The 26,612-nt window shown below is 55.6% G+C and carries 20 protein-coding genes, 3 tRNA genes and 3 rRNA genes; 10 read left to right on the top strand and 16 right to left on the bottom strand.

What is annotated here, in order from left to right; translation table 11 throughout:
- Positions 1 to 70 precede the first annotated feature (70 nt).
- A complete protein-coding gene (ilvD, locus tag I5192_RS17695) occupies positions 71 to 1,903 on the top strand; it encodes a dihydroxy-acid dehydratase (RefSeq protein WP_170395133.1) in 1,833 nt (610 codons plus the stop codon).
- Between the two features lie 170 nt (positions 1,904 to 2,073).
- On the opposite strand, the gene I5192_RS17690 is transcribed toward ilvD, so the two are convergent.
- Positions 2,074 to 2,892 (bottom strand): sulfotransferase family protein, encoded by an 819-nt coding sequence (locus I5192_RS17690; RefSeq protein WP_170515515.1) that lies wholly within the window; start codon positions 2,890 to 2,892, stop codon positions 2,074 to 2,076.
- A 140-nt stretch (positions 2,893 to 3,032) separates the two neighbouring features.
- Here I5192_RS17690 and I5192_RS17685 point away from each other — a divergent pair, with 140 nt between their 5' ends.
- Positions 3,033 to 4,610 carry a DUF5928 domain-containing protein gene (locus I5192_RS17685; protein ID WP_223117424.1) on the top strand — a complete coding sequence of 526 codons (1,578 nt, stop codon included), beginning with the start codon at positions 3,033 to 3,035 and terminating at the stop codon, positions 4,608 to 4,610.
- Positions 4,611 to 4,648: 38 nt separating this feature from the next.
- On the opposite strand, the gene I5192_RS17680 is transcribed toward I5192_RS17685, so the two are convergent.
- Together I5192_RS17680 and I5192_RS17675 are read right to left on the bottom strand one after the other, a co-directional pair.
- Entirely contained in the window at positions 4,649 to 6,160 is a 1,512-nt protein-coding gene (locus tag I5192_RS17680) for an aldehyde dehydrogenase family protein (protein WP_370644337.1), read from the bottom strand.
- A 3-nt stretch (positions 6,161 to 6,163) separates the two neighbouring features.
- A complete protein-coding gene (locus I5192_RS17675) occupies positions 6,164 to 7,270 on the bottom strand; it encodes a saccharopine dehydrogenase family protein (protein ID WP_223117423.1) in 1,107 nt (368 codons plus the stop codon).
- 272 nt (positions 7,271 to 7,542) lie between these two features.
- Here I5192_RS17675 and I5192_RS17670 point away from each other — a divergent pair, with 272 nt between their 5' ends.
- From I5192_RS17670 to I5192_RS17650, 5 genes are read left to right on the top strand one after another with little or no spacing between them, the layout of a single operon-like run.
- Positions 7,543 to 7,974, top strand: coding sequence for a hypothetical protein (locus I5192_RS17670; protein ID WP_170395121.1), 432 nt, complete (start codon positions 7,543 to 7,545; stop codon positions 7,972 to 7,974).
- Positions 7,971 to 8,633 carry a MotA/TolQ/ExbB proton channel family protein gene (locus I5192_RS17665; RefSeq protein WP_170567461.1) on the top strand — a complete coding sequence of 221 codons (663 nt, stop codon included), beginning with the start codon at positions 7,971 to 7,973 and terminating at the stop codon, positions 8,631 to 8,633. Before I5192_RS17670 ends, I5192_RS17665 begins: the two co-directional genes overlap by 4 nt.
- A 31-nt stretch (positions 8,634 to 8,664) precedes the next feature.
- A complete protein-coding gene (locus I5192_RS17660; RefSeq protein WP_170515521.1) occupies positions 8,665 to 8,991 on the top strand; it encodes a biopolymer transporter ExbD in 327 nt (108 codons plus the stop codon).
- 4 nt (positions 8,992 to 8,995) lie between these two features.
- Positions 8,996 to 9,373: a biopolymer transporter ExbD gene (locus I5192_RS17655; protein ID WP_223117422.1), complete on the top strand. Its 378-nt coding sequence runs from the start codon at positions 8,996 to 8,998 to the stop codon at positions 9,371 to 9,373.
- Positions 9,370 to 10,425 (top strand): energy transducer TonB, encoded by a 1,056-nt coding sequence (locus I5192_RS17650; RefSeq protein ID WP_223117421.1) that lies wholly within the window; start codon positions 9,370 to 9,372, stop codon positions 10,423 to 10,425. The genes I5192_RS17655 and I5192_RS17650 overlap by 4 nt, the downstream gene beginning before the upstream one ends.
- 390 nt (positions 10,426 to 10,815) lie before the next feature.
- Here the strand turns inward: I5192_RS17650 and I5192_RS17645 are convergent.
- From I5192_RS17645 to I5192_RS17605, 9 genes are all read right to left on the bottom strand, one after another.
- Positions 10,816 to 10,892: transfer RNA gene (locus I5192_RS17645), tRNA-Met, on the bottom strand.
- A 122-nt stretch (positions 10,893 to 11,014) separates the two neighbouring features.
- A 5S ribosomal RNA gene (rrf, locus tag I5192_RS17640) occupies positions 11,015 to 11,129 on the bottom strand.
- Between the two features lie 185 nt (positions 11,130 to 11,314).
- Positions 11,315 to 14,179: ribosomal RNA gene (locus I5192_RS17635) — 23S ribosomal RNA — on the bottom strand.
- Between the two features lie 442 nt (positions 14,180 to 14,621).
- A tRNA-Ala gene (locus I5192_RS17630) sits at positions 14,622 to 14,697 on the bottom strand.
- Positions 14,698 to 14,728: 31 nt separating this feature from the next.
- Positions 14,729 to 14,805: transfer RNA gene (locus I5192_RS17625), tRNA-Ile, on the bottom strand.
- A 139-nt stretch (positions 14,806 to 14,944) separates the two neighbouring features.
- A 16S ribosomal RNA gene (locus tag I5192_RS17620) occupies positions 14,945 to 16,405 on the bottom strand.
- Together the 16S, 23S and 5S rRNA genes with 3 tRNA genes alongside form the textbook arrangement of a ribosomal RNA operon.
- Before the next feature lie 649 nt (positions 16,406 to 17,054).
- A complete protein-coding gene (msrQ, locus tag I5192_RS17615) occupies positions 17,055 to 17,669 on the bottom strand; it encodes a protein-methionine-sulfoxide reductase heme-binding subunit MsrQ (RefSeq protein ID WP_170425736.1) in 615 nt (204 codons plus the stop codon).
- A gap of 4 nt (positions 17,670 to 17,673) precedes the next feature.
- On the bottom strand, positions 17,674 to 18,573 hold the full coding sequence (gene msrP / locus I5192_RS17610) for a protein-methionine-sulfoxide reductase catalytic subunit MsrP (protein WP_170398526.1): 900 nt from the start codon (positions 18,571 to 18,573) through the stop codon (positions 17,674 to 17,676).
- Between the two features lie 131 nt (positions 18,574 to 18,704).
- Complete coding sequence (locus I5192_RS17605) at positions 18,705 to 19,244, bottom strand: winged helix-turn-helix transcriptional regulator (protein WP_170398523.1); 540 nt, start codon at positions 19,242 to 19,244, stop codon at positions 18,705 to 18,707.
- 40 nt (positions 19,245 to 19,284) lie between these two features.
- Between I5192_RS17605 and I5192_RS17600 the strand changes: the two genes are divergently transcribed.
- Complete coding sequence (locus I5192_RS17600) at positions 19,285 to 19,662, top strand: VOC family protein (RefSeq protein ID WP_170398520.1); 378 nt, start codon at positions 19,285 to 19,287, stop codon at positions 19,660 to 19,662.
- A gap of 72 nt (positions 19,663 to 19,734) precedes the next feature.
- On the opposite strand, the gene clpB is transcribed toward I5192_RS17600, so the two are convergent.
- Together clpB and I5192_RS17590 are read right to left on the bottom strand one after the other, a co-directional pair.
- Positions 19,735 to 22,353: an ATP-dependent chaperone ClpB gene (gene clpB, locus I5192_RS17595; protein ID WP_170398517.1), complete on the bottom strand. Its 2,619-nt coding sequence runs from the start codon at positions 22,351 to 22,353 to the stop codon at positions 19,735 to 19,737.
- 127 nt (positions 22,354 to 22,480) lie between these two features.
- Positions 22,481 to 22,801, bottom strand: a complete 321-nt coding sequence (locus I5192_RS17590) for a hypothetical protein (protein WP_170398514.1) — start codon at positions 22,799 to 22,801, stop codon at positions 22,481 to 22,483.
- Positions 22,802 to 22,942: 141 nt separating this feature from the next.
- Here I5192_RS17590 and pyrF point away from each other — a divergent pair, with 141 nt between their 5' ends.
- A complete protein-coding gene (gene pyrF / locus I5192_RS17585; protein WP_223117420.1) occupies positions 22,943 to 23,647 on the top strand; it encodes an orotidine-5'-phosphate decarboxylase in 705 nt (234 codons plus the stop codon).
- Positions 23,648 to 23,907: 260 nt separating this feature from the next.
- On the opposite strand, the gene I5192_RS17580 is transcribed toward pyrF, so the two are convergent.
- On the bottom strand, positions 23,908 to 24,306 hold the full coding sequence (locus tag I5192_RS17580; protein WP_223117419.1) for an NUDIX domain-containing protein: 399 nt from the start codon (positions 24,304 to 24,306) through the stop codon (positions 23,908 to 23,910).
- 91 nt (positions 24,307 to 24,397) lie between these two features.
- Between I5192_RS17580 and I5192_RS17575 the strand changes: the two genes are divergently transcribed.
- Entirely contained in the window at positions 24,398 to 25,651 is a 1,254-nt protein-coding gene (locus I5192_RS17575) for a DNA polymerase IV (protein WP_223117418.1), read from the top strand.
- Between the two features lie 2 nt (positions 25,652 to 25,653).
- On the opposite strand, the gene I5192_RS17570 is transcribed toward I5192_RS17575, so the two are convergent.
- Positions 25,654 to 26,526, bottom strand: coding sequence for an N-formylglutamate amidohydrolase (locus I5192_RS17570; protein WP_170514642.1), 873 nt, complete (start codon positions 26,524 to 26,526; stop codon positions 25,654 to 25,656).
- Between the last annotated feature and the right edge of the window lie 86 nt (positions 26,527 to 26,612).

The following is a 26,612-nucleotide window of genomic DNA, read 5'->3' as shown; positions in this document are numbered from 1 at the left end:
CGTACATATGATACGTGCGCTATAACGTACACACCCAATATCGCAGTTTGGGCAATAGGGATACAGCATCATGCCAATGTACCGATCCAGAACCTCCACCCATGGCCGTAACATGGCCGGTGCCCGCGGCCTGTGGCGCGCCACCGGTATGGGAGACGACGATTTCGGCAAACCGATCATCGCCATCGTCAACTCGTTCACCCAGTTTGTACCCGGTCACGTCCACCTGAAGGACCTGGGACAGATGGTTGCGCGTGAGGTTGAGGCCGCTGGCGGTGTCGCTAAAGAGTTCAACACCATCGCGGTCGATGATGGCATCGCCATGGGCCATGACGGGATGCTGTATTCGCTGCCCTCGCGTGAGGTGATTGCGGATTCTGTTGAATACATGGTTAACGCCCACTGCGCGGACGCTATGGTCTGTATCTCGAACTGCGACAAGATCACGCCCGGCATGTTGATGGCGGCCATGCGTCTGAACATCCCTGCGATCTTTGTCTCGGGTGGACCTATGGAGGCGGGCAAGATCGACATCGCCGATCTGGACGCCAAGAAGATCGACCTTGTCGACGCGATGGTTGCCGCAGCGGATGATCGATTTACCGATGAGCAGGTGCAACACATTGAAGAAAACGCCTGTCCAACCTGTGGTTCATGCTCGGGCATGTTCACCGCGAACTCGATGAATTGTCTGGCCGAGGCACTGGGTCTGGCGCTGCCGGGCAATGGCTCGACCCTGGCCACACATGCCGACCGTAAAGAGTTGTTCTTGGAAGCTGGTCGCCGCATCGTCGAGATCACCAAGCGCCACTATGATCTGGACGAGAAAGGCTTCCTGCCGCGTGAAATCGCCACGTTCGACGCGTTCGAAAATGCCATGAGCTTGGATATCGCAATGGGTGGATCGACCAATACGGTGCTTCATTTGCTGGCCATCGCGCACGAAGGTGAAGTGCATTTCACCATGTCCGACATGGACCGCCTGAGCCGCCAAGTGCCCTGTTTGTGCAAAGTCGCGCCCAACATCGAAAACGTGCACATGGAAGACGTCCATCGCGCTGGTGGCATTTTCTCGATCCTTGGTGAACTCAGCCGCGCGGGCTTGCTGCACGAGGATTGTCACACGGTGCATTCCGGAACCATGGGCGAAGCGATTGCCAACTGGGACATCAAAGTCGCCAACAACCCGAAGGCTCAGGACCTATTCAAAGCGGCGCCCGGCGGCGTGCGTACTACACAAGCCTTCAGCCAGTCGAACCGCTACAAGGAGCTGGACACTGACCGCGAAGGCGGCGTGATCCGTTCGAAAGAGCATGCATTCAGCCAGGATGGCGGTCTGGCGGTATTATTCGGCAACATTGCGCGCGACGGCTGTATCGTGAAAACTGCGGGTGTGGATGAGAACATCCTGAAATTCACGGGCTCAGCTTATGTCTGCGAAAGCCAGGACCAGGCTGTCAATGACATCCTGACCGGCAAGGTCAAGGAAGGTGACGTGGTGGTGATCCGATACGAAGGCCCGCGTGGTGGGCCGGGAATGCAAGAAATGCTGTATCCGACTTCGTATCTGAAATCCAAGGGGCTGGGCAAAGCCTGCGCGCTGCTGACTGACGGTCGTTTCTCGGGTGGCACCTCGGGCTTATCAATCGGCCACGTCTCGCCCGAAGCAGCGGAAGGTGGTGAGATCGGTTTGGTGAAAACCGGCGACACGATCGAAATCGACATTCCCAACCGCAGCATCCATCTGGCGGTCTCCGACGAAGACCTGGCAGCGCGGCGCGAAGAGCAGGACGAGAAGGGCTGGCAGCCCGTTGCACCACGTAAGCGTAAAGTGTCCACCGCGCTAAAAGCCTATGCCAAATTGACGACCAGTGCCGCAAAAGGGGCCGTCCGTCAGGTCTAAGCACTGCGGGTGAGCGAATACTCCCGCACCCGATACATGGAATCGGCTGCGCCGATTCCACTTTCGGAATTTGGGCCCGGCGCCGCGCTTTGCGCGGCGCCGGGCCCAACCAGAGGAGATGTCTCACAAGAGACATTGACGATGGGCGGGAGCCTCACACTTCGAGCGTCTTAATCACCCAGCTTGGCGTGAATCTCATCTAGATCGATCTCACCCGTCGGCATTTTGTTGGCGGGATTTTCGAAATCATACTTGAACAGTTCAAAATCCTGTTTGTAGATCTCGTAGACCAGATGCATCGACAAATCGTCAAAGTAATCCTCGACCGGATGCACGCGTTTTGGCCCATGGCCTTCGGATTCGTTGAAGCGCGGGATTTCGGACAGAGTCACGGGATGCGAAGTTTCAAGATTGTCCAACACCCCCTGCATCCCATCGTTGAACTTCTCGGTCCAAAAAATCCGATCATATCGCCCGCCATTAGCGATCAGCGTCGAGACATGGCCAGACATGGCCGACCAGTGAATGTCGGGGTCCATCGGACGCCGCCAACGGATCGTGTCACGTGCAAATAACAGAAACCGGCGGAAACTGGCGATCTGATCGAACTCGCCTTTGCCATCGTCACCGCCAACCTCGATCCCATAATTGTAGATCAGCGTTGGCACCAGATTGCCGCGATAGCGTTTGCCGTTGCGCTGAATGCCACAGATCTTGTCAAAAAAGGAACTGAGAATGCGTGTGTAGGGATTACGCACGCAGGTAAACGTATAGGACTGGTGCGATTGAACATTTCTGGCAATCGGATCCTGACTGGCACCAAAGGCCCACTTGTGCATTCCGTCCTTGGCGTCGTGAATGTCTCCATCAAAGAAGCGGCCATGATCCGAGAAATACATGATTTGCCCGATCGTCGAGCAGGCGCATTTCGGCACAACACGGTAGACCATGCTTTGACTTTCGGTCATCCATGTTCCTGGAAAACCCATCTACTGCGCCTCCTTAGCCAGTTATCGCATTGATACTCCGGCATTTTGACCCAAAGAACCAAAAATATTCTGTTTATTCAATCGCTCATCCTCAGTATCACGGTTGCAATTGGGCAGAAACGGGGAATTACGAGACGCAAATGGCAAAGATTGCCTATATCTTGCTGTGCCACAAAGATCCTGACGCGATCATTGCGCAGGCCAGTCAGCTAACGGCTGCCGGCGATTGTATGGCGATCCATTTTGACGCTCGCGCCAACGATACGGATTATACGCAGATACGCGACGCCCTGAAAGATAACCGCAACGTCGCATTTGCAACGAAGCGGATCAAATGCGGATGGGGCGAATGGTCACTGGTTCAGGCCACGCTCCATGCATTACAGGCGGCGGTGGATCAGTTCCCGAGGGTCACCCATTTTTACATGCTGTCCGGCGATTGCATGGCAATTAAAACCGCCGAGTATGTGCACAGCTTCCTTGATGAACGCGACATGGATTTCATCGAAAGCCATGACTTCTTCGAAAGCAATTGGATTAAGACCGGAATGAAAGAAGACCGGCTGATCTATCGTCACTATTTCAACGAACGCAATCAGCCGCGCCTGTTCTATGCCGCATACGAAATGCAAAAGCGTTTCGGTCTGACCCGCGGCATACCTGCAGACCTGCAGGTCAAGATCGGTAGCCAGTGGTGGTGCCTGCGCCGTCGCACAGTCGAGATGATTCTGGACTTCCTGCGCCAACGCCGCGATGTGGTCCGGTTTTTCTCGACCACCTGGATTCCGGACGAGACGTTCTTTCAGACGCTTGTTCGCCACCTCGTCCCGAAGCAGGAAATCGAAAACCGTACACTGACATTTTTGATGTTTTCCGACTATGGCATGCCTGTCACCTTCTACAATGATCACTATGACATGCTGTTGGGGCAGAACTACCTGTTCGCTCGCAAGATCAGCCCCGAGGCCCATGAGTTGAAGGAACGGTTGGGTCAGCTTTATGCCAGCGAAGGGGTCACGTTCCACATCTCGGACGAAGGGCGTAATCTGTATCACTTCCTTGCCGGTCGCGGTCGGGTAGGACGACGTTTCGCTCAGCGCTTTTGGGAGGTCGGCAATACGTTAGGCCCCGAGCGTCAGGCGTTTTTGATTGTTTGCAAGAAGTGGCATGTCGCCAAACGGCTTGTTGACCAGATCACATCCGAAACCCCCATTCCCTGCATCGAATACATCTATGATGAGCAGGATACGCCATTGCCCGATTTGGGTGGAATCGAGACGACCCTGATTAAGCGGTCGCGCCATCGGCGGGCGGTTGCACGTATGTTGTTCGATTATTTCCAAAGCGACAGGCTGGTACTCTGCATAGATCCGGCCAATCTGGACGTCATTCAGGATTTCTGTGCAGATCAGGCCCAAACACGAGTTCTGGAAATCGAATGTACTTATTCAGATGAATATCTGACCGGCCATGCCTATCGCGTCGGTCTTGCGGGCCAGAACAGCTCACAGGATTCTCTTGCACGTCTGCTACCGACCCTTCGCAATGCGCTGGCTTACGAATCCGAATTGATCCGCAGTACCCAGAATGATGGGCTGTTCCATTTGCGTGAGGCGGCGGAACGTTCGGAGAATGAGGTGATTATCGCGGAATTTCTGGGGATCAGTGCCGATAAGGCCAAAGCGATCATGCAACTGGATTACCTGTTCGCTGATTGAATCCGGCGGCACGATCAGGTGCCGCCGGACATTCGAGTTCAGATGTCGAATTTGACACCTTGCGCCAATGGCAACTCGGCCGAATAGTTTACCGTGTTGGTCTGACGGCGCATGTAGGCTTTCCAGGCATCTGATCCGCTTTCGCGCCCGCCTCCGGTTTCCTTCTCGCCACCAAATGCGCCACCGATCTCGGCCCCGGACGGGCCGATGTTCACATTGGCAATCCCGCAATCCGACCCGGCCGCTGTCAGGAATTGCTCGGCTTCGCGCATGTTCAGTGTAAAAACGCAGGACGACAAACCCTGTGGCACGTCGTTCTGGATCTCGATCGCCTCGGCAAAATCGTCATAGCCCATGACGTAAAGGATCGGAGCAAAGGTCTCGGCCTTCACAGTCGCGGTCTGGCCAGGCATCTCAACGATGGCCGGTTGCATATAAACACCGCCCGGCACACCTTCGGTCACGCGCTGACCTCCGAACACGGCACCACCCTCGGCCTTTGCTGATTCAAGCGCTGCGGTCATCGCATTGCCCGAAGCTTCATCCACCAACGGCCCAATCAACGTACCCTCGGTCAACGGATTACCGATGGGCAGACCTGCATAGGCTTTCTTCAGACGCCCAACCAGTTCCTCGCGGATCGAGTTGTGTACAATCAACCGCCGCAGTGTCGTACAGCGCTGCCCTGCCGTTCCCACAGCCGAGAATACAATCGCGCGCACCGCCATTTCCAGATCCGCCGACGGTCCAACGATCATCGCGTTATTGCCGCCGAGTTCCAGAATACACTTGCCAAAGCGCTGCGCCACAATCGGCGCCACCGCCCGGCCCATCCGGGTCGAGCCGGTGGCTGAAATGATCGGCACATCCTCGCTGGCAACCAGCGCCTCACCCAGATCGGCACCACCTATCAGGGTCTGCAAAAGCCCCTCGGGGGCGTCACCAAACCGGGCCAATGCCCGCTCAAAGATTTTCTGGCAAGCCAACGCGGTCAGAGGCGTTTTCTCGGACGGTTTCCAGATCACCGGATCGCCGCAAACCAGCGCCAGCGCAGCATTCCACGACCATACCGCCACGGGGAAATTAAAGGCCGAGATCACTCCGACCGGCCCCGCCGGATGCCACGTTTCCATCATCCGGTGACCCGGACGTTCCGAAGCAATGGTCAGACCATAAAGCTGCCGCGACAGACCAACAGCAAAATCGCAGATGTCGATCATCTCCTGCACTTCGCCCAGACCTTCCGAGGTGATCTTGCCCGCCTCCCAACTGACAAGCGCGCCAAGGTCGTCCTTGGCGGCCCGAAGCTCTTCGCCCAGCAGGCGGATCAACTCACCCCGGCGCGGAGCCGGCACAACGCGCCATTCCTTGAACGCCGCTTTCGAGCGGGCAAAGATGGCCCCCATCTCGGAAACCGGAGTTTCGTGAACCTCGGCCAACAGGCTGCCATCTATCGGAGAGGTCACCCGCAGCGACCCGCCGCTAAGCTCCGCTGCAGTCAGGTCCAAATTCGCAAGCGTGGTTTCAGCAGTCATTACAATGTCTTTCATATCTCAGGCCGCCTTGTTTTGTTCGGTAACGTCACCGGCGCGATAAAGCCGGCCAAATTCGGTGTTCAGGAAATCGGCAAGCTTTACCTGCTCTTGCCGAACAAAGCCTTTCGAGGGCAGAACCCCTGTCCGCATCAGATCGACGACACCCAATACGCCTGCCGCAGTGGTTACTTGGATCGCACTCCAGACTTGTCCATCGATGGTGCGCGCAAAGGATTTGTTGATCAGGGATTTCTCACGCAACGTGCCGTCAACGATACCCTTTGCCGTGCAGTAGACCAACACGACGTCTTGATCCGTACGCGGCAAGGCCGTTTCAAAAATCTCTTTCAGCAGATCGCGGCGACGCTCCAGTCCCAGGTCACTGAGCAACAAGCGCAGAATGTCCCGATGACCCGGATAGCGGATCGAGCGATAGGATACCGCCTTCGCCTTACCGTCTAGCGTCTCGGGCAAGGTGCCCAGTCCGCCGGATGTATTAAAGCATTCGTACTCGACACCGTCATGGCCGATCAGCTCATAATCTTCGAGGGGGGCGGTCTTGACCCTCTCGCCATTCACAATAGCATCGCAGGGGTTGCAGTATTCGTTGATTAGCCCATCGGTTGACCAAGTCAGGTTATATTTCAACGCGTTGGTCGGATAGAGCGGTAACGCCCCGACCCGCATATGCAGGCTGTCGATTTCATCGAACTCCGCCGCCAGCGCAGCGCCCGCAATCCCGACAAACCCGGGGGCCAACCCGCATTGCGGCATGAATGCTGTCTCGCTTTTTTGCGCCAGCTCGCGCACCGCGTTGGTGGCGGCGACATCTTCGGTCAGGTCAAAGTAATGCGCCCCAACAGTTTTGGCCGCGCTCGCAATCGCCGGTGTCAGAAAGAACGGCGCGGCAGAGATCACCGCATCAAACCCTTTAAGGCCTTTCTCCAAGCCCGCGCTATCGCTGGCATCAATCTGCCGCGTAGAAATGCCCCGCTTCTTGAATGCTGACAGGGCCGCAAGATCGTGATCGGCAACAGTCACCGTGTAATGTGCCGAGGTTTTCAGCAAAGTCGCGATCATCTGACCGATCTTCCCCGCCCCGACTACGCAAATATTCCAGCTCAAAACGCGCCTCCATTCTGTGTTTCTTTTGATTATGAAGGGCGACTTGTTCGGATTGCAGATCGTATCTTGACGAAATGAGATAATTTTCCGTCATTTTGCCATATTATACGTCACTTTGCTAAATGGTTTACTCGAATATGACTTCGAACATGGTCGAATTCACAATCATTTCAGCGCTCCTTTGAACTGATTGTACTATCAGGTATGAGAGGACCATTGTCGGCTATACAACGCGGGCAATCGCGGTTCGCCCAAGCATATAGGTGCCTTCAATGAGATCTCTCCGTGTCCTGCTTACCTGTTTCGCATGCCTGCTTCCTTTTGCAGCTCTGGCCCAATCCGCTGAGGCACCTGCCGCTGAGATTTCGTTAGAGCTCAATGCCTTGGAAGACGTTGGTAGTGCCTGCAGATTGACCTTTCTGGTGACCAACCAATCCGGAACCACTATCGATGAAGCCGTATTCGAGACGGTGATATTTGACACCGAAGGCAGTGTCGTTACCCTCTCGCTTTTTGATTTTCGCGACTTACCTTTGGATCGCCCACGTGTCCGTCAGTTCGATCTGCCAGAGATGTCTTGCACGACTGTTGGGCGCGCATTGATCAATGGCGCGAGTTCATGCGTGGTAAAAGGCTCCCAGAGCGACATCTGTCAATCGACCCTAACGCTCAGCAGCCGGATTGAAGTGGAGTTGCTTGGATGAATATTCTCTCTTCTCTTCGAGAGATCCTGACCCTTGGCGGGCCCGTTGTGGCTATCCTTATTGTCATGTCGGTCCTGACCGTAGCAGTTACTCTTTACAAGCTTTGGCAGTTCGCAGCCTGTGGCGTAGGGCGGCACAAGGTTCTGTCACAAGCGCTGCAGGCCTGGGATGCTGGAGATCGAGCCACTGCACGCGCGCGCCTCGCTCAGAGCAGCAGCTATCTTGCACCGCTTGTCGAAGCCGCCATGGACGCGCCGGACACTCCTGATCTGGACGCTCGACTGGATGCCGAAGCTGGATTGGCCCTGGCCGGGCTGGAGCGCGGATTTCGGCTTTTGGATACGGTCGCCCAGCTTGCACCCCTGCTTGGATTGTTCGGAACAGTTTTGGGAATGATCAATGCATTCCAAAGCCTTCAGTCTGCCGGGTCTTCTGTTGATCCGTCATTGTTGGCAGGTGGCATCTGGGTTGCTCTGGTAACAACAGCCGTTGGCCTTGCGGTGGCAATGCCGACTTCAATGGTCTTGTCTTGGTTTGAAAGCCGAACTGCCCGGGAACGGGTGTTTGCGGACAAAGCACTGCGCACGGTTCTGGTCCCGAACAACTCGAACCAGGCCGCCTCAGGCAGGACCGAGATTCTGAACGCTGAACATGCGTAACACGGCGCCCTTTGTAAGACGCCCGATGTCGATGACCCCGCTCATCGATGTCATCTTCTTGCTGTTGCTGTTTTTCATGTTGTCTTCAACTTTCTCAAAGTTCGCGGAAATCGAAATCAGCAGCGCAACCTCAGGAGCATCAGCTTCGGCTGAGCCGGTGGAGAGAATTTTCATTCAGATCGGTGCGGAGCGCGTGACTTTGAATGGCGAAACGCTGACGCTGGATGAACTGCCGGCGCAGATAGGGGCTGGTCAGGCTCTGGTGAGCCTTGATGCCGATACGTCCGCCCAACGGCTTGTGGATTTGCTGACCAGGCTGCGTGGCCGCGATGGCCTGACCGTCACGGTGTTGGAGTAGACCGATGATCCGCTTTGGTCGCCCAAGCCGCAAACGAGACTCGACCATCCCTCTGATCAACGTCGTCTTTCTGATGCTGATCTTCTTTCTGATTGCAGGCACCCTGGCACCACCGCTTGATCCCGAGCTTCAGCTTGTCGACACATCGGAACTCGAAGGCCGCGACCCTCCCGATGCGCTTGTCTTGAACGCTGATGGCATCCTCAGCTTTCGCGGAGTGCAAACCGACCCTGAGGCTTTCATGTCCAGCCATGATGACGGACCGGTCAGGATTGTCCCCGACCGCAATGTTTCTGGCCAACGATTGATGGAGGTAACCGGTGCCCTTCGGCGGCATGGGGCACCATCTGTGTACCTCGTGACCCAGCAGGCTTTGAAATGATCCGGAAGTCAGCAGCCATCGCTGCGTTGGCGGGTGTGCTTTCGCTTATCCTGCATATCTTTGGGATCAGCTTGTATGGGTCCAGCCTGCCAGAACTGCGAGCCAATGAGGAAACGATCAGTTTGATCGAGCTTGGCAACACATTCGAGGAATTCACCGAAGACACGACGGACCCGGTGCAGCCGGACTCTGCTGAAGCCCCCGAGCCTCCGGTTGAAGACACTGTTAAGCCCGATACTGCCGACATCCCGATCAGCGATACACTCGTCGCTTCCCCCAATCCTCAGCAGGTATCTTCACCCGATGTCGGAGCGCCCGTCGCCCCACGATCAGAGCTACAGGAAGAGGTGCCGACCGAACCGGTCGCCACGTCCAATCCGGAACCAGCCACAGACGCAGATACCGCCGTAACGCCAGCGGTCGACCCGGAACCCGAGCGCTTGGCAGCTTTACCGCCCACAGACGGCTCAACAGAGCCGGTCCCTCCACTCGAGAGTACGGCAGTCGAACCAGAAATCCCAAGTTCGGTCGATGAGCCAACAAACGAGCCACCAGAAGAACAAGCCGCGCCTTCCGATCAGGCCGTATCTGTTTCCAAACGCCCCCGCCTCCCGGACAGAAGGCCCGCAACGGATACGCCAAAATCACTTGATGGGTTCAGTAACTTCGATAACTTGCGCAACCCTACGCAGACATTGGAGTCGCCGCTTAGCCTTTATCAAAAGGAAGGGGCTGACCCGTTCCGAGCCAGCAGTGGCCGAAATCAAACCTCGGGTCGCGGCGTTGGTAACTCCGATACCACGAACTATGCCGGACAAGTCCTGGTCCACCTCAATCAAACGCCCGTCGTCTATGTCCCGGTCCGCGGGTTTGCGCAGGTATTCTTCGAAATTAATCCTGATGGATCACTGGCTTGGGTTGATATCGTCGATAGCTCTGGCTCACCTGAAATCGAACGCGCCGCCAGAGATCAAGTCATCCGCGCCGCTCCATTTCCCCGTCCACCAAGCGGGTCAAGCCGCAGGCTATCGTTTTATTACCAAAATAGTTGATACCAAAGACAGCAGTTCGCCGAACCAGTTGTTCGTTCCCTGAATGCTTCAACACGCTCCAGCGAGAGGATTTCGATCGGTCGTCACGGCAAGGTCACCGTGGGCGAAGCACAGAAGTTGGCAAAAAAGAGCTGAGGGGGTGAGTGGCTAGTTACGAAAAGAAGTTTCCTCTCGTTGCTTCCACAGTGCTTCTAGAAGTATTGGCACAGATAGAAACACCGCCCTAGGGCGGTGCGTAAACATCTGATGTTGCACGGTGTTTTTTGTTTGCGGGAGTAGGATTTGAACCTCTGAGTTTCAGGTTATGAGCCTGACGAGGTTTGATCGTTAATCGAACGGTCCGGTGGACTGTTTGTAGTCTGCGCGGGCTGCTCTGGGATTTTCTAAAGTTGGTTGCGGGAGCAGGATTTGAACCTGCGACCTTCAGGTTATGAGCCTGACGAGCTACCGGGCTGCTCCATCCCGCGACACTTTAAGTGACCTATCGCTTACGCTACTTGAGGTCTTGTGTTGGTCTATCGCCTATTCGGCTACTTGAGACCGGGTAGTGTTCTTTTCATCGTGTTAGAGAGATGTGGGCTTTTTCTAGGTTTGGCGGTGACCTACTCTCCCGGGGCTTAAGCCCAAGTACCATTGGCGCGGCAGTGCTTAACTTCCGGGTTCGGGATGGGACCGGGTGTTTCACTTGCGCTATGACCACCAAACCGAGGAAAAGCCCATGTCGACTTTCCTGCGTTGCAGGAAAGCGACGAGGTGGCAGGCAGCGTCTTTTGCTTGCAAAAGGCGCGTTGCCACTCGGTTATATAATCAACCAACATCGCGGCTTGACGCTGCGACGTTATCCAACTCAAGGTGTGTATGCTTTGGTCTTGTCTTTCCATTACTGGATCAAATCAAGCCTATCGGGCGATTAGTACCGGTCAACTGAACGCATTACTGCGCTTACATCTCCGGCCTATTGACGTGGTGGTCTTCCACGGCCCTCAGGGAGACCTTGTTTTGAGGGGGGCTTCCCGCTTAGATGCCTTCAGCGGTTATCCTGTCCGATCATAGCTACCCAGCACTGCCGTTGGCACGACAACTGGTCCACCAGTGGATCGTTCACCCCGGTCCTCTCGTACTAGGGGCAACTCCTCTCAAGTCTCCTACACCCACGGCAGATAGGGACCGAACTGTCTCACGACGTTCTAAACCCAGCTCACGTACCTCTTTAAACGGCGAACAGCCGTACCCTTGGGACCTGCTCCAGCCCCAGGATGAGATGAGCCGACATCGAGGTGCCAAACACTGCCGTCGATATGGACTCTTGGGCAGTATCAGCCTGTTATCCCCGGCGTACCTTTTATCCGTTGAGCGATGGCCCTTCCACTCGGGACCACCGGATCACTATGGCCGTCTTTCGACTCTGCTCGACTTGTCAGTCTTGCAGTCAGGCTGGCTTCTGCCATTGCACTCAACGAGCGATTTCCGACCGCTCTGAGCCAACCTTCGCGCGCCTCCGTTACGCTTTAGGAGGCGACCGCCCCAGTCAAACTACCCGCCACGCAGGGTCCCGGATCCGGATAACGGACCGCGGTTAGACATCAAGAGTGCGAAGGGTGGTATCTCAAGGGAGGCTCCACGGATACTTGCGTTTCCGCTTCAAAGCCTACCACCTATCCTGCACATCACAATCCTGATGCCAGTGCGAAGCTGTAGTAAAGGTGCACGGGGTCTTTCCGTCTAACCGCGGGAAGCCTGCATCTTGACAGGCAATTCAATTTCGCTGAGTCGATGTTGGAGACAGCGGGGAAGTCGTTACGCCATTCGTGCAGGTCGGAACTTACCCGACAAGGAATTTCGCTACCTTAGGACCGTTATAGTTACGGCCGCCGTTTACCTGGGCTTCAATTCAAGGCTCTCACCTCTCCTTTTAACCTTCAGGCACCGGGCAGGCGTCAGACCCTATACGTCGTCTTGCGACTTCGCAGAGCCCTGTGTTTTTAATAAACAGTCGCCACCCCCTGGTTTGTGCCCCCAGCCCCTAGTTGCCTAGGAACCGGGCCTCCTTCTCGCGAACTTACGGAGGTATTTTGCCGAGTTCCTTCAACATCGTTCTCTCAAGCGCCTTGGTATGCTCTACCAGTCCACCTGTGTCGGTTTAGGGTACGGTCTGATGGAGGGCTATTTCCAGGAACCACTCAGCAGCCCAATCAATCCGATAAGATTGAACTACACCTGTGATCCGTCACATCCTCCTGGCCTAGGAATATTAACCTAGTTCCCATCGCCTACGCCTTTCGGCCTCGGCTTAGGGGCCGGCTTACCCTGCTCAGATTAGCTTTAAGCAGGAACCCTTGGACTTTCGGCGAGAGTGTCTCTCACACTCTTTGTCGCTACTCATGTCATCATTCTCACTAGTGATCTCTCCACGGGATCGCTCACGCGCCCGCTTCATCGAAAGAACCTATGTCTGCGCTACCGCCATTGTGGCTACTTGAGCGCGATTACTCGCGCCGCATAACCGGCGGCAATATAGACAAGGTTCTATGTCACACTACGCTCTGCTACCGATGCTTACGCATCCCTAGACTTCGGCTCATGGCTTGAGCCCCGTTACATCTTCGCCGCAGGACAACTTATTTAGACCAGTGAGCTGTTACGCTATCTTTAAAGGATGGCTGCTTCTAAGCCAACCTCCTGGTTGTTTTGGTCGTCCCACCTGCTTTCCCACTTAGCCATGAATTGGGGGCCTTAGTCGTAGGTCAGGGTTGTTTCCCTCTCCACTACGGACGTTAGCATCCGCAGTGTGTCTGCCATCTAGTACTCCCGGGTATTCGGAGTTTGGTTAGGATCAGTAAGCCTGTGGGGCCCCATTACCCATCCAGTGCTCTACCCCCCGGGGTATTCGGATGACGCTCTACCTAAATAGATTTCGCAGAGAACCAGCTATCTCCGAGTTTGATTGGCCTTTCACCCCTAGGCACAGCTCATCCCGATCCTTTTCAACGGATGTGGGTTCGGTCCTCCAGTAAGTGTTACCTTACCTTCAACCTGGCCATGCCTAGATCACTCGGTTTCGGGTCTGATCCCACGAACTCATTCGCCCTATTAAGACTCGCTTTCGCTACGCCTACACCTAACGGCTTAAGCTTGCTCGTAAGACCAAGTCGATGACCCATTATACAAAAGGTACGCCGTCAGATCTCGAGGATCCTCCGACTGATTGTAGGCGTTCGGTTTCAGGTACTGTTTCACTCCCCTCGTCGGGGTGCTTTTCACCTTTCCCTCACGGTACTGGTTCGCTATCGGTCAGCAAGGAGTACTTAGCCTTCGAAGGTGGTCCTCCGATCTTCAGACAGAATTTCACGTGTTCCGCCCTACTTAATACGTCCATCAAAGCTTCCTATACGGGGCTGTCACCCGCTATGGCCACGCTTCCCAACGTGTTCTAGTCACTTATCTGGCTCGGCTGGTCCCCGTTCGCTCGCCGCTACTAGGGGAGTATCAATTGATTTCCTTTCCTCCGGGTACTTAGATGTTTCAGTTCCCCGGGTTTGCTCTTAAAACCCTATGTATTCAGGTCTTAAGTACCTTTCATGCTCATTATTGATTAGCAGAGCTAACAATAACAAACATTCAGGTGGGTTGCCCCATTCAGAGATCCATGGATCAAAGCTTATTCTCAGCTCCCCATGGCTTATCGCAGAGTATCACGTCTTTCATCGCCTCTTGCTGCCAAGGCATTCACCAAACGCCCTTCTCGCGCTTGATTTGATCCAGAAAGAGAAAGACACAACTTAGTGCGCTACCGCCTATTCGGCTACTTGAGCGCAGTCAGGTCAATCGCGATCGCCCAGCTGGTAACTAAAGGCGATCTTTCTTCTGAACCAAAAGCATACTTTCCCGCCTTCTATCCTGGAACCCATGCTGCCGATGTCGGTCGGCCCCACATGGAGAATAGAAGACATGCATGATCGTCAGATCATGCGGGTTAGTGTACTTGACTTGGACAACTCTGTTCGTTTCAGCCGGGATATTCAAAGAGGGACGAGGAAACATCCCTAATCAAACCTCCCCCGAAGAGGACCAACTGAGATCAACGCCACACTCGGCGCGATCAAACAGTGTTGATTGATTTCTCTCTATACGATGTCAATTGACGTCCAATCGGACGGTTAAGAACCCAAAGGTGCTTAACGATCTGATCGGGTAAATGGTGGAGCCTAGGAGGATCGAACTCCTGACCTCCTGAATGCAAATCAGGCGCTCTCCCAGCTGAGCTAAGGCCCCACAAAAAACGCCCCTTGCTCCGCAAAAGGCTTGGTGGGTCGAGGAGGACTTGAACCTCCGACCTCACGCTTATCAGGCGTGCGCTCTAACCACCTGAGCTACCGACCCAGACAGGCCGGTCGGCCTGATGTGTTCTGAAGAGATATGAGGACGGCTCGGTCCATGAGTTTGACCAACTTTGTTTGTTGATCTTCTGCTAAGTGTTCCACGATCAAGAGCAAGCTCAAGATACTAGGAACATCCTTAGAAAGGAGGTGATCCAGCCGCAGGTTCCCCTACGGCTACCTTGTTACGACTTCACCCCAGTCGCTGATCCTACCGTGGTCCGCTGCCTCCAAAAGGTTAGCGCACGGCCGTCGGGTAGAACCAACTCCCATGGTGTGACGGGCGGTGTGTACAAGGCCCGGGAACGTATTCACCGCGTCATGCTGTTACGCGATTACTAGCGATTCCGACTTCATGGGGTCGAGTTGCAGACCCCAATCCGAACTGAGACAGTTTTTTGGGATTAACCCATTGTCACTGCCATTGTAGCACGTGTGTAGCCCAACCCGTAAGGGCCATGAGGACTTGACGTCATCCACACCTTCCTCCCGCTTATCACGGGCAGTTTTCCATAGAGTGCCCAGCCGAACTGCTGGCAACTAGGGATGTGGGTTGCGCTCGTTGCCGGACTTAACCGAACATCTCACGACACGAGCTGACGACAGCCATGCAGCACCTGTCACCGAGTCACCGAAGTGAAAGATCCATCTCTGGACCGGTCCCGGGATGTCAAGGGTTGGTAAGGTTCTGCGCGTTGCTTCGAATTAAACCACATGCTCCACCGCTTGTGCGGGCCCCCGTCAATTCCTTTGAGTTTTAATCTTGCGACCGTACTCCCCAGGCGGAATGCTTAATCCGTTAGGTGTGTCACCGAATAGCATGCTACCCGACGACTGGCATTCATCGTTTACGGTGTGGACTACCAGGGTATCTAATCCTGTTTGCTCCCCACACTTTCGCACCTCAGCGTCAGTATCGAGCCAGTGAGCCGCCTTCGCCACTGGTGTTCCTCCAAATATCTACGAATTTCACCTCTACACTTGGAATTCCACTCACCTCTCTCGAACTCTAGACCAATAGTTTTGGAGGCAGTTCCGGGGTTGAGCCCCGGGATTTCACCCCCAACTTTCTGGTCCGCCTACGTGCGCTTTACGCCCAGTAATTCCGAACACGCTAACCCCCTCCGTATTACCGCGGCTGCTGGCACGGAGTTAGCCGGGGTTTCTTTACCTGCTACCGTCATTATCTTCACAGGCGAAAGAGCTTTACGACCCTAAGGCCTTCATCACTCACGCGGCATGGCTGGATCAGGGTTGCCCCCATTGTCCAAGATTCCCCACTGCTGCCTCCCGTAGGAGTCTGGGCCGTGTCTCAGTCCCAGTGTTGCTGATCATCCTCTAAAACCAGCTATAGATCGTAGGCTTGGTAGGCCATTACCCCACCAACTACCTAATCTAACGCGGGCTAATCCTTTGGCGATAAATCTTTCCCCCGAAGGGCTCATACGGTATTACTCTCCGTTTCCAGAGGCTATTCCGTACCAAAGGGCATATTCCCACGCGTTACTAACCCGTCCGCCGCTCACCCGAAAGGCGCGCTCGACTTGCATGTGTTAGGCCTGCCGCCAGCGTTCGTTCTGAGCCAGGATCAAACTCTCAAGTTGAAATGATGTTGCCATCATATCCTTGACGTTCGAACCTCTGCACATCTTTAGTTGTGCTACCGCCTATTCGGCTACTTGAGCACGAATAAACGACACCCTCAGCCGGCTAGCCGAGAGTACAACTAAAAGTCATCTGTTTGTGTGCTTCTGGTTTCATCAGAAACCGAAAGCCGTACAAACAGTGAAGCTGACACTGGTCATCGGGGAAAAACCCCTACCAGCGCGATATACAGACATTCAATCCGTCGAAACGAACCAAACCGCCCACATATCTCTTCAGTTATCCATCAATGTCAAAGAACAAAACAACCAAGACCCAAAAACCAGACCATAACGCCAATCTCTCAGCGCCACCGCCCAATCAAAAACCTCAGATGCCCCCAGTCTCTCCCGAGCGTCTCCGCAGCTTCCACCGCGTCCCAGCACCTCAGCAGCGCCGGTGAAGGGCGTTCTAAGTATATCGCCCAGAAGCCGCAAGTGGAAAAATCAAAAAAACACAAAAAAACGCAAAAACAGTATTTTATCATACTAAAACAAATAGTTACGAAGAGTATTCAGCCATTCAACCCGGAAGTCGCAGACACAGACCATCGCAAATCAGCGCCATGGATATGTTATTCACACTGTTACCCACAGACTCGCCTGCGAGTCAGGCTGAATCGGCTTGCCTAAACCGGATCAGGAATGATGTGACCGGCAGGCGCATGACCAGAAGGCCCAGAATAATAGCCAGGTAGACCAATGGCTCGATCTGAAACCCCTTCGCCAGCATCACATAATGAAGCGCGCCCAGAATTGCTGCCGGGTAGACCAGACGATGCAATTTGCGCCAACGAGGCCCCAAACGGCGAACCGCCCAGTTGTTGGACGTGATTGCAAGCGGCAGTAACAATACAAAGGCAGCCATGCCCACCGTGATATAGGGCCGCTTGATAATGTCCGCCCAGATTTGGCTGGGAATCTGAACATCCAGAACCAGCCAGATCAACAGGTGCAATGCGACATAGGAAAATGTCAGTACACCTATCGCGCGGCGGAACTTCATCAGATTTAGGCCAGCGAAGCGACGCAAGGGCGAAATCGCGAGACCCAAAATCAGAAGCTGCAGCGCCAGTTCGCCAAACTCGTGCTCGAGCGCCTCGATCGGCTCGACCCCGAGACCACCGGTCATGCCCTGATAAAACAACCAGGGCGCAGGCAGTGCGCCCAGCAGATAAACAGCCCAATTGGGAAGCCGTCGCAAGAGGTCGTTGAGCCGCCGCATCATCTCAGTAGTTCTTCGCCAGATCCATGCCTTCGTAAAGGCTGGCGACCTCATCTTCATATCCGTTGAACATCAGCGTCGGGATTCGCTTGGCAAACAGACCTCCGCCGATTTGACGTTCCGAAGCCTGCGACCAGCGGGGGTGATCCACATTGGGGTTCACATTGCTGTAGAACCCATATTCCCTAGGACCTGCCATGTTCCAACTTGTCGGAGGCTGGGTATCCGTCAAGGTAATCCGCACGATCGATTTGATCGATTTGAAGCCGTATTTCCACGGTACCACCAATCGCAAAGGCGCGCCGTTCTGGTTCGGGATGTCCCTGCCGTAGATCCCAGTAGCCATAATGGTCAGCGGATGCATCGCCTCATCCAAACGCAGCCCTTCGCGATATGGCCAGTCTAGTACCGGATACGCCACACCCGGCATCTCATCGGGACGATAGGCGGTCTCAAACGCCACGTATTTCGCGCCGTCCTGAACGCCAGCCATGCCGAGTAGATCTGCCAGTTCAAACCCGTTCCAAGGTATCACCATCGACCAGGCCTCAACACAGCGGAACCGATAGATTCGCTCCTCAACAGTCATTTCAGACATGATGTCTTTGAAATCATAATCACCAGGGCGGTCGACCAGACCGTCGATGGTGACACTCCAGGGCTCGGTCACCAGTGTGTGTGCATATTTCGCCGGATCATCCTTGCGAGTCCCGAACTCATAATAATTGTTGTAGGAAGTAATCTCTTCCCATGTATTCGGTTCAAGCGCCTCGGCCGCCGCTGGCCGCGCCAGACTCGCCAGCCCGACACCCGCCAAACCGGCCATGACCTGTCGCCGGTTCAGAAACGCCGCCCTTGGGGTGACGTCCGCATGCGTCAGTTTGTTGGTCCAGCGATGCGCCATTTGGTTCTCCGTTATCCATTAACCTCGAAACTGAGGTAAGGTCTGATAGCACAGAGCCAAGGAAACAGGCGTCACGATTGAGCGAACAGATTGTAACGAAAATTAGGTACGCTTGGGCGCGAGGATAACGGTCACCCGATGTTCAAGCCGACAACACGGTTTATTTCGCATCCAAGATTGACCGCCTGATAGGTCGGAAAAGGCAGCCGGGCCGAAGTTTCGATATCGCGTCGCACCCAGTCCTGCTCCTCTAATTGCTTGAGCGAGGATGACAATGCGCGATCAGTGATCACCTGAAGATCCGACCTGAGCCCTGAAAAGCGCCGCGGTTGGCGGGTCAGCGCCAGAATAGGAACCGTCCAGCTGCGGCGCAGTAGCTTCAATTCAGTATCGTTCGGCACCAAGGCCAAGATTTCTGCCGCTACAGCCGCCGCCTGAACCCCGGCTTTGGTCAAACGGAATTCAGGTCTTAAAGGGTGGCCGTGGCCCGGGTTCCGTTCAAGCAATCCAAGGCTGACCAGATGTTCAAGACTTGCCGCAAATGCCGTCCGGCTTGCCCCGGTCGCGGCGAGCAATGGGGCCTGCCTGCCCGGAACCCCCTGGTGCAGCTGCGCAAGGATGTTCAGCGACCAGGCCCGGGAGGTAAGCTTGACAAGTAATTTTATGTCCATAATATATATTTACTTTATTTTAGGACAAAAGGAAAGTTCCATGGCCCTCGTTTCCTTAGAAAACACCATCACTCTTGCCATTTCGGTCAAAGATCGCCACGCCAGTGCGCGCTGGTATAATGACAAGCTCGGGTTTGAGTTGATCCATCATATTGATGAGGCGGGTTGGAGCGAGATGCTCACCAAAACCGAAGGCGTCACCCTTGGTTTGGGCGAGCAGGCAGAACCAGCGCCCGGAAACACCGTTCCGGTCTTTGGTGTTGCTGATATCGCAAGCGCACGCGATGCTTTGGAAGGGGCCGGAGTTCGGTTTGACGGCGAAACCGAGACGATTGAGGGGATGGTCAGCACTGCCACATTTTACGACCCGGACGGCAATGCAATGATGCTGGCGCAGGATCTGACCGGGCAGGTCTGAACGCTCTTAGTCGCAATACAAGCCACCAAAAAAAGACCCGCCTGGATGGCGGGTCTCTTCATTACCTGAGATTTAATGCACGACTGCATCATCCGGGCGCGGACGCTCGGACGTTCCCAGCCGGTCGCCGATGATCAAACCATCGGTTCCGGCGGTCACCGGAACGGTCTCACCATCCTTTATCTCACCGGCCAGCAGTGCTTCGGCCAACGGGTTCTGCAGGGCGCGTTGGATCACGCGTTTCAATGGGCGGGCACCGAAGACCGGATCATAGCCTTCATTGGCCAGCCATTCCTTCGCGCCATCGTCCAGTGCCAGCTCGATCTTGCGGGCAGCCAGACGTTTCTGCAGACGTGCCATCTGGATATCGACGATGCCATCCATATCGGCCCGTTTGAGCCGGTCGAAGATGATGGTCTCATCCAGACGGTTCAGGAACTCGGGCCGGAAATGCGCCCGGACCGCATCCATCACGTCGCGCCGCGCCTGCGCGCTGTCCGCTCCTTCAGGCAACTGGCTGAGCGCCTGAGAGCCAAGGTTCGACGTCAGGATGATCAGCGTCTGCTTGAAGTCGACGGTACGACCCTGACCATCGGTCAGGACGCCATCGTCCAGGACCTGCAGCAGCACGTTGAACACATCCGGGTGTGCCTTTTCGACCTCGTCAAACAGCACGACCTGATAGGGTCTGCGCCGCACGGCTTCGGTCAGCACACCACCTTCGTCATAGCCGACATAGCCCGGAGGGGCACCGATCAGACGGGCGACCGCGTGTTTCTCCATGAACTCGGACATGTCGATGCGCACCATCGCGTTGTCGTCGTCGAACAGGAAGTTCGCCACGGCCTTGGTCAACTCGGTCTTGCCCACGCCGGTCGGGCCGAGGAACAGGAACGAGCCCAATGGGCGGTTCTCGTCATTCAGACCGGCACGCGCACGGCGCACGGCGTTGGCAACAGCAGTGACCGCCGCATCCTGACCGATCACGCGGGAATGCAGATCGTCTTCCATCCGCAGCAGTTTCTCACGCTCACCTTCCAGCATTTTCGAGGTCGGGATACCGGTCCAACGCTCTACGACGGAAGCGATCTGTTCAGGGCGCACCGTTTCCTCGGCCATCATGGCGTTGCTTTCGGCGTTTTCGGCCTCGGTCAGCTTTTTCTCAAGCTCAGGGATGACACCGTAGGACAGCTCACCCGCTTTGGCGAGGTTCCCTTCGCGCTTCGCGATTTCCAGATCAGCCCGCGCTTTGTCGAGCTGTTCTTTCAGATCGCGCGCACCGGCCAGCTTATCGCGTTCGGCCTGCCATTGGGCGGTCATCTCGGCGGATTGCTCCTGCAGGTCGGCCAAATCCTTTTGCAAGGTTTCCAGACGATCCTTGGAGGCCGCGTCATCTTCCAGCTTCAGCGCCTCTTCCTCGATCTGCATTTGCAGGATCTGACGATCCAGCTGATCGAGTTCCTCGGGCTTGGAATCCACCTCCATCCGCAAACGCGACGCCGCTTCATCTACAAGGTCGATGGCTTTGTCAGGCAGGAAGCGGTCAGTGATGTAGCGATGCGACAAGGTCGCCGCCGACACGAGCGCCGAGTCCGAGATGCGCACACCGTGGTGCAGCTCGTACTTTTCCTTGATACCGCGAAGGATGCTGATCGTGTCCTCAACTGTCGGCTCAGTGACCATCACCGGCTGGAACCGTCGTGCAAGGGCCGCGTCTTTCTCGACGTATTTGCGGTATTCATCCAGCGTCGTCGCGCCGATACAATGCAACTCACCCCGGGCAAGCGCAGGCTTGATCAGGTTGGCGGCATCCATCGCGCCGTCGGATTTACCGGCACCTACCAGCGTGTGCATCTCGTCGATGAACAGTATGATCTCACCGGCGGCTTCGGTCACCTCGGTCAGAACAGCCTTCAGTCGTTCTTCGAACTCACCGCGATATTTAGCACCGGCGATCAGCGCACCCATGTCGAGCGCGAGAAGCTTCTTGTCCTTCAATGATTCCGGCACATCACCATTGACGATGCGCAGGGCCATGCCCTCGGCAATCGCGGTCTTACCGACGCCGGGTTCACCAATCAGTACCGGATTGTTCTTGGTGCGGCGCGACAAAACCTGCATCGAACGGCGGATTTCCTCATCCCGCCCGATGATCGGGTCGATCTTGCCTTCGGCTGCAGCCTCGGTCAGGTCGCGCGCATATTTCTTAAGCGCGTCGTAGCCTTCTTCCGCCGATGCGGTGTCAGCAGTGCGGCCCTTGCGGATATCGTTGATCGCTTCGTTCAGTTTCTGGGCCGATACAGCACCGGCCTCCAAAGCCTCTTTGGCTTTGGATTTCACCATACACAGCGCCATCAGAACGCGTTCGACCGGCACAAAGCTGTCGCCCGCCTTGGTGGCGAGCTTCTCTGCCTCGTCCAAAACCTTGGCGGTCTGGCCGTCCATATAGATCTGGCTCGCGTCGCCGCTGACCTTCGGAATTTTGCCCATGGCCGCGTCCAACGCCTCAACCACGCGGTTCGGTGCGCCGCCAGCGCGTGTGATCAGGTTGCTGGCCAGCCCCTGATCGTCGTCCATCAATGCTTTCAAGATATGTGTGGGCTCCAGCCTTTGGTGCCCCTCGCGCAGCGCAATGGTCTGCGCGGCTTGCACGAAACCCCGTGCCCGCTCGGTGAACTTGTTCAAGTCCATAGCATTCTCCTTTTCTTAAGCGCCCCGTATTGATGCGCCCGCTTGGCGGCACGCGTCGGTCTGGGCCTCACATTCAATTTGGGAAATGTCTTTTCCCATTCAAGAGGCTAGAGCATATAAAACGGCGTCATCCGCGCGGAATCGAGTAGACGGAATAACCGCCAGTTTCTCCCATCAATTCAGCGTTGTACATTTCGACCAAAGACTGCTCGGCACTGCTGCCTGTAGGGCATGAAACCAGATCTGCTGTATGATCGAGGAAGTTGCCGGTATAGGCTGTTTCCCCGGTCAATTGACACCAGTCGTCTTCCGATCGGTACCCACGCACTAACAGAAGATTGTCATTGGTTGGAGCCGGCGCGACACCGGTTTCGGGCGGATCGCTTTGAGGCGCGTCTTCGCATGCGGCCAACATCAGTGCCGCGCCAAGTACAATTACCTTTTTCATCGTTTCTATCCCTGTTCTGAACGTCGGCACTTTAGCACATTGCGCAAAATAGTGAGTGAACTGCGTCACCTCGGGCTTCACACATGGACAGATCGCCCTGAACCCGTTAGGACGCAAACGTTTGCCAAAAAGGAGCGCCCCATGTCCGATGACCGCCTTATCGTAGCCCTCGACGTCCCAAACGCCCTGCAGGGTCTTGCCATGGCCGAGCGGCTGGGCGACTCGGTTTCGTTCTATAAGATCGGGCTGGGTATGTTGACTGGCGGCGGTCTGGCATTGGCCAACGAGTTGAAACAGGATCACGGAAAGCGCATTTTCTTGGACATGAAGCTGTTCGATATCGGCAACACTGTAGAAAATGCAGTGCGTGGGTTGGCTCAGTTCGATCTGGACTTCTTGACGGTGCATGGTGATCCGCATGTGGTACGCGCCGCAAAGGAGGGCGCTGCAGGCAAGGACATGAAAATTCTGGCGGTAACAGTCCTGACATCACTGAACAGGGACGATCTGGATGCAAGCCTTCTGAAAGCGGGTGACGTACAGGACCTCGTTGTAGAACGCGCGGCCAAGGCTTTCGAGGCCGAAGCTGATGGCGTCATCGCCAGTCCTCAGGAAGCCGCGCTAATCCGCGCCCTGCCCCAATCCGAAGGTCGTTTGATTGTAACCCCTGGGGTACGCCCTGCTGGTGCAGCTTTGGGCGACCAAAAGCGGGTCGCAACCCCGGCCAGTGCAATCGGCGATGGGGCCGATCATATCGTCGTGGGCCGCCCGATTTATCAGGCGGATGACCCCAAAGCCGCCGCACAAGCAGTTTTGAGCGAGTTAAATTCATTGACTCACCATTAGGCGAAAAGCCAAAAATTGCGGAAGGAACGGTGCTCAAGCAATTGACGTTAGGTCAATTTTTCGCGCCACCGCGCCAAATCGTCCCTGTGCCCGAAAACACACATGAAAAACATGAGTTTTATGGCGTTCGGCTTGTGGCTATCGAAAAACGCCATTTTCGGCGATTCTACACGCAAGACACTCCCCAACGGGCCATCTCTTCTTCCTGAGGCTCGTTACCTCCCCCCGCAGGCGCGGGGGGTTTTCTTTCGAAGTCCCGTTCAAAGCTGCGCCGTTTCCGACAAATAATCCCGAAGGCGATCTGCAAAATTTGGAATGGCCAACGGATTCGACAGATAATCCTGCGGACAAATCAGCCTCCACCCCTGCCCTTCGTCCCCAAAACGGATCAGACCAACATCTTCCGGCGGGCGCAGGGCGACGTAGAACCAGCTTTGACCATATTGCCGTGACCAGACAAGATCGGTTACGCACAGGCGCAGCCCAACCTCTTCATCTGTTTCACGCAACGCGCATTCGATCGGTGTTTCGCCTGACTTTTTCCCGCCGCCTGGAAAATCGAGATGACCTGGAAACGGAATGTCTGATCGATCATCTCTTAGAATGACCAGCAGCTTGCGCCCCAGAAACAACGCTATTTTTGCGCCGGCGAAGTCCATCGGTCCTCTTTTTATCCTTATCCATTCGCGATACTTATTAACCTATCGAATGTCTTGATCAATCCGCCGCTGGCCGGAAAGAAACTACATCATGCCCGCCATCTGTCGCGACTGCCTGAAGGAAATTAAGCAAGGGCCGCGCTGCCCAACTTGCAGCAGCCCGAGGGTCAAATCGCACCCAGAGCTGTTTGACCTGACGATCGCGCATATGGATTGCGATGCTTTTTATGCTTCGGTCGAAAAGCGCGACAATCCCGAACTTGTCGACAAGCCTGTGATCATTGGCGGCGGCAAGCGCGGGGTGGTTTCGACTGCCTGTTACGTGGCCCGCGTTCGCGGCGTACGTTCAGCCATGCCAATGTTCAAGGCGCTTCAACTATGCCCCGAAGCGGTGGTGATCAAACCGCGTATGTCGGTCTATGCCAGCGTATCGCGCGAGATACGCACCATGATGGACGAGTTGACACCTGATGTTGAACCACTGTCGCTGGATGAGGCGTTCATGGACCTATCCGGCACCGAGCGGCTGCATGGTGCACCGCCAGCGGTCATGCTTGCACGTCTGGTCAAGAGGATGAAAGATGAGCTGGGCCTGACGGGATCGATTGGCTTGAGCCATAACAAGTTTCTGGCCAAGGTGGCCTCGGATCTCGACAAGCCTCGGGGTTTTTCAGTGATCGGCAAGGCCGAGACGGCTGATTTCCTGCATGACCGGCCGGTGCGATTAATCTGGGGAATTGGTCCGGCGGCGCAGGAATCTCTGGATCGCGCAGGGATTCGCACATTTTCTGATCTTCTGCGCTGGGATCAGGAGGCGCTGACAGCGCGGTTCGGATCAATGGGCTACCGTCTGTGGCATCTGGCGCGAGGGCAGGACAAACGGCGCGTATCGGCCCATGAGCCGATGAAGTCGATCAGTAATGAGACCACTTTTTTCGAGGATACCGCCAGTCTTGAAATTCTGGACGGGCATCTGTGGCGTATGTCTGAAAAGGTAGCCGACCGGGCCAAAGCCAAGGGATTGGCTGGGCGAGTGGTGACGCTGAAGCTGAAACAGGCCAACCACAAGATCATCACCCGGCGGATATCGCTACGCGATGCGACTCAGATAGCGGATCGGATTTATCGCACCGCTCGTGGGCTATTTGATCAGGTTGGCGATCAGGGTCCCTATCGCCTTTTGGGATGCGGCCTGTCTGACCTGTGCTCAGAGGATCAGGCCGATATCTCGGGCGACCTTCTGGATCCCGGTGCAGAACGCCGATCACAGGCCGAACGTGCGACGGACGAAATCCGGCGCCGTTTCGGCAGTGATGCAATCGTAAAAGGTCGTGCGCTGCGCTAGGTCTATTCGGCGGCAAGTGACATTGGATCGGACCCGATACTGGTGATCTGCGCGGTGACCTGCCGCAACACATCACGCAACGCCTCAAAGTTGCCGTTCGGCTGGATCGTTTCCTCGTTCATATAAAGTGACCGATCGATCTCGATTTGAACCGCATGCTGATGGCGGGCAGGTCGACCATAGGTCTGGGTGACGTAGGCCCCTGCAAAAGGCGTGTTGCGCGCCACATTCAGACCCGCGTCGGCAAAAGCGGCCTCGATCTGATCAACGATCACACCGGAAGCGGCCGCACCGAACCGATCGCCCAAAACGATTTCCGGTCGGGCCCGGCGCGAGCCGCCGGCCAGCGCCACCGCCTCGTGCGGCATCGAGTGGCAATCGATCAGAATGGCCTGCCCAAACATCTGATGCGATTCCGCCAGCAGAGATTTCAGACGAGTATGGTATGGACGCCAATAGGTATCGATCCGCAGGCGCGCCTCATCCATAGTCAGCTTGCCGCTGTAGATCGCCCTGCCGTTGGCGACCACGCGTGGAATCACCCCGAGGCCCGAAGTAACCCGCGGATTATGTCCGTGACGACGCGCACCCTGTATCAAAGCGGGGTCCAATTCATCCGAATTGCGATTCAGGTCCAGATAGGCGCGCGGCATGGCCGCGGCGAGCAGCGGTGCACCGAATTCAGCGACTGAGGAAAAAAGCTGGTCGACATACGCATCCTCAGACGACCGAATCATATTGCGGTTCAAAACAGACCGCTTCAACAAAGACTCGGGATAGGTCCGACCGCTATGGGGCGAGGCAAATACCACGCAGGACGTACGCGTTGCGGGCATATCCAGAATATAGGCTGCATTGGTGGCGGCGTCGGGCATGGGCTCTCCGTTGTTCGCACTCAACATAGACCGTAAAATAGTTCTGCCAAACCCCTTGATCCCCCCAACGACTCCTTTTATAGACC

The sequence above is a fragment of the Ruegeria sp. SCSIO 43209 genome (assembly GCF_019904295.1).
In the GTDB taxonomy this organism is placed as follows: domain Bacteria; phylum Pseudomonadota; class Alphaproteobacteria; order Rhodobacterales; family Rhodobacteraceae; genus Ruegeria.
This window is presented reverse-complemented; position numbering and strand designations above follow the sequence as displayed.

Bases quoted from the DNA above. Each gene is read 5' to 3' on its own strand.
- ilvD (WP_170395133.1), top strand. From the start codon at position 71: ATGCCAATGTACCGATCCAGAACCTCCACCCATGGCCGTAACATGGCC.
- I5192_RS17690 (WP_170515515.1), bottom strand. From the start codon at position 2,892: ATGGGTTTTCCAGGAACATGGATGACCGAAAGTCAAAGCATGGTCTAC.
- I5192_RS17685 (WP_223117424.1), top strand. From the start codon at position 3,033: ATGGCAAAGATTGCCTATATCTTGCTGTGCCACAAAGATCCTGACGCG.
- I5192_RS17680 (WP_370644337.1), bottom strand. From the start codon at position 6,160: ATGAAAGACATTGTAATGACTGCTGAAACCACGCTTGCGAATTTGGAC.
- I5192_RS17670 (WP_170395121.1), top strand. From the start codon at position 7,543: ATGAGATCTCTCCGTGTCCTGCTTACCTGTTTCGCATGCCTGCTTCCT.
- I5192_RS17665 (WP_170567461.1), top strand. From the start codon at position 7,971: ATGAATATTCTCTCTTCTCTTCGAGAGATCCTGACCCTTGGCGGGCCC.
- I5192_RS17660 (WP_170515521.1), top strand. From the start codon at position 8,665: ATGACCCCGCTCATCGATGTCATCTTCTTGCTGTTGCTGTTTTTCATG.
- I5192_RS17655 (WP_223117422.1), top strand. From the start codon at position 8,996: ATGATCCGCTTTGGTCGCCCAAGCCGCAAACGAGACTCGACCATCCCT.
- I5192_RS17650 (WP_223117421.1), top strand. From the start codon at position 9,370: ATGATCCGGAAGTCAGCAGCCATCGCTGCGTTGGCGGGTGTGCTTTCG.
- msrQ (WP_170425736.1), bottom strand. From the start codon at position 17,669: ATGCGGCGGCTCAACGACCTCTTGCGACGGCTTCCCAATTGGGCTGTT.
- msrP (WP_170398526.1), bottom strand. From the start codon at position 18,573: ATGGCGCATCGCTGGACCAACAAACTGACGCATGCGGACGTCACCCCA.
- I5192_RS17605 (WP_170398523.1), bottom strand. From the start codon at position 19,244: ATGGACATAAAATTACTTGTCAAGCTTACCTCCCGGGCCTGGTCGCTG.
- I5192_RS17600 (WP_170398520.1), top strand. From the start codon at position 19,285: ATGGCCCTCGTTTCCTTAGAAAACACCATCACTCTTGCCATTTCGGTC.
- clpB (WP_170398517.1), bottom strand. From the start codon at position 22,353: ATGGACTTGAACAAGTTCACCGAGCGGGCACGGGGTTTCGTGCAAGCC.
- I5192_RS17590 (WP_170398514.1), bottom strand. From the start codon at position 22,801: ATGAAAAAGGTAATTGTACTTGGCGCGGCACTGATGTTGGCCGCATGC.
- pyrF (WP_223117420.1), top strand. From the start codon at position 22,943: ATGTCCGATGACCGCCTTATCGTAGCCCTCGACGTCCCAAACGCCCTG.
- I5192_RS17580 (WP_223117419.1), bottom strand. From the start codon at position 24,306: ATGGACTTCGCCGGCGCAAAAATAGCGTTGTTTCTGGGGCGCAAGCTG.
- I5192_RS17575 (WP_223117418.1), top strand. From the start codon at position 24,398: ATGCCCGCCATCTGTCGCGACTGCCTGAAGGAAATTAAGCAAGGGCCG.
- I5192_RS17570 (WP_170514642.1), bottom strand. From the start codon at position 26,526: ATGCCCGACGCCGCCACCAATGCAGCCTATATTCTGGATATGCCCGCA.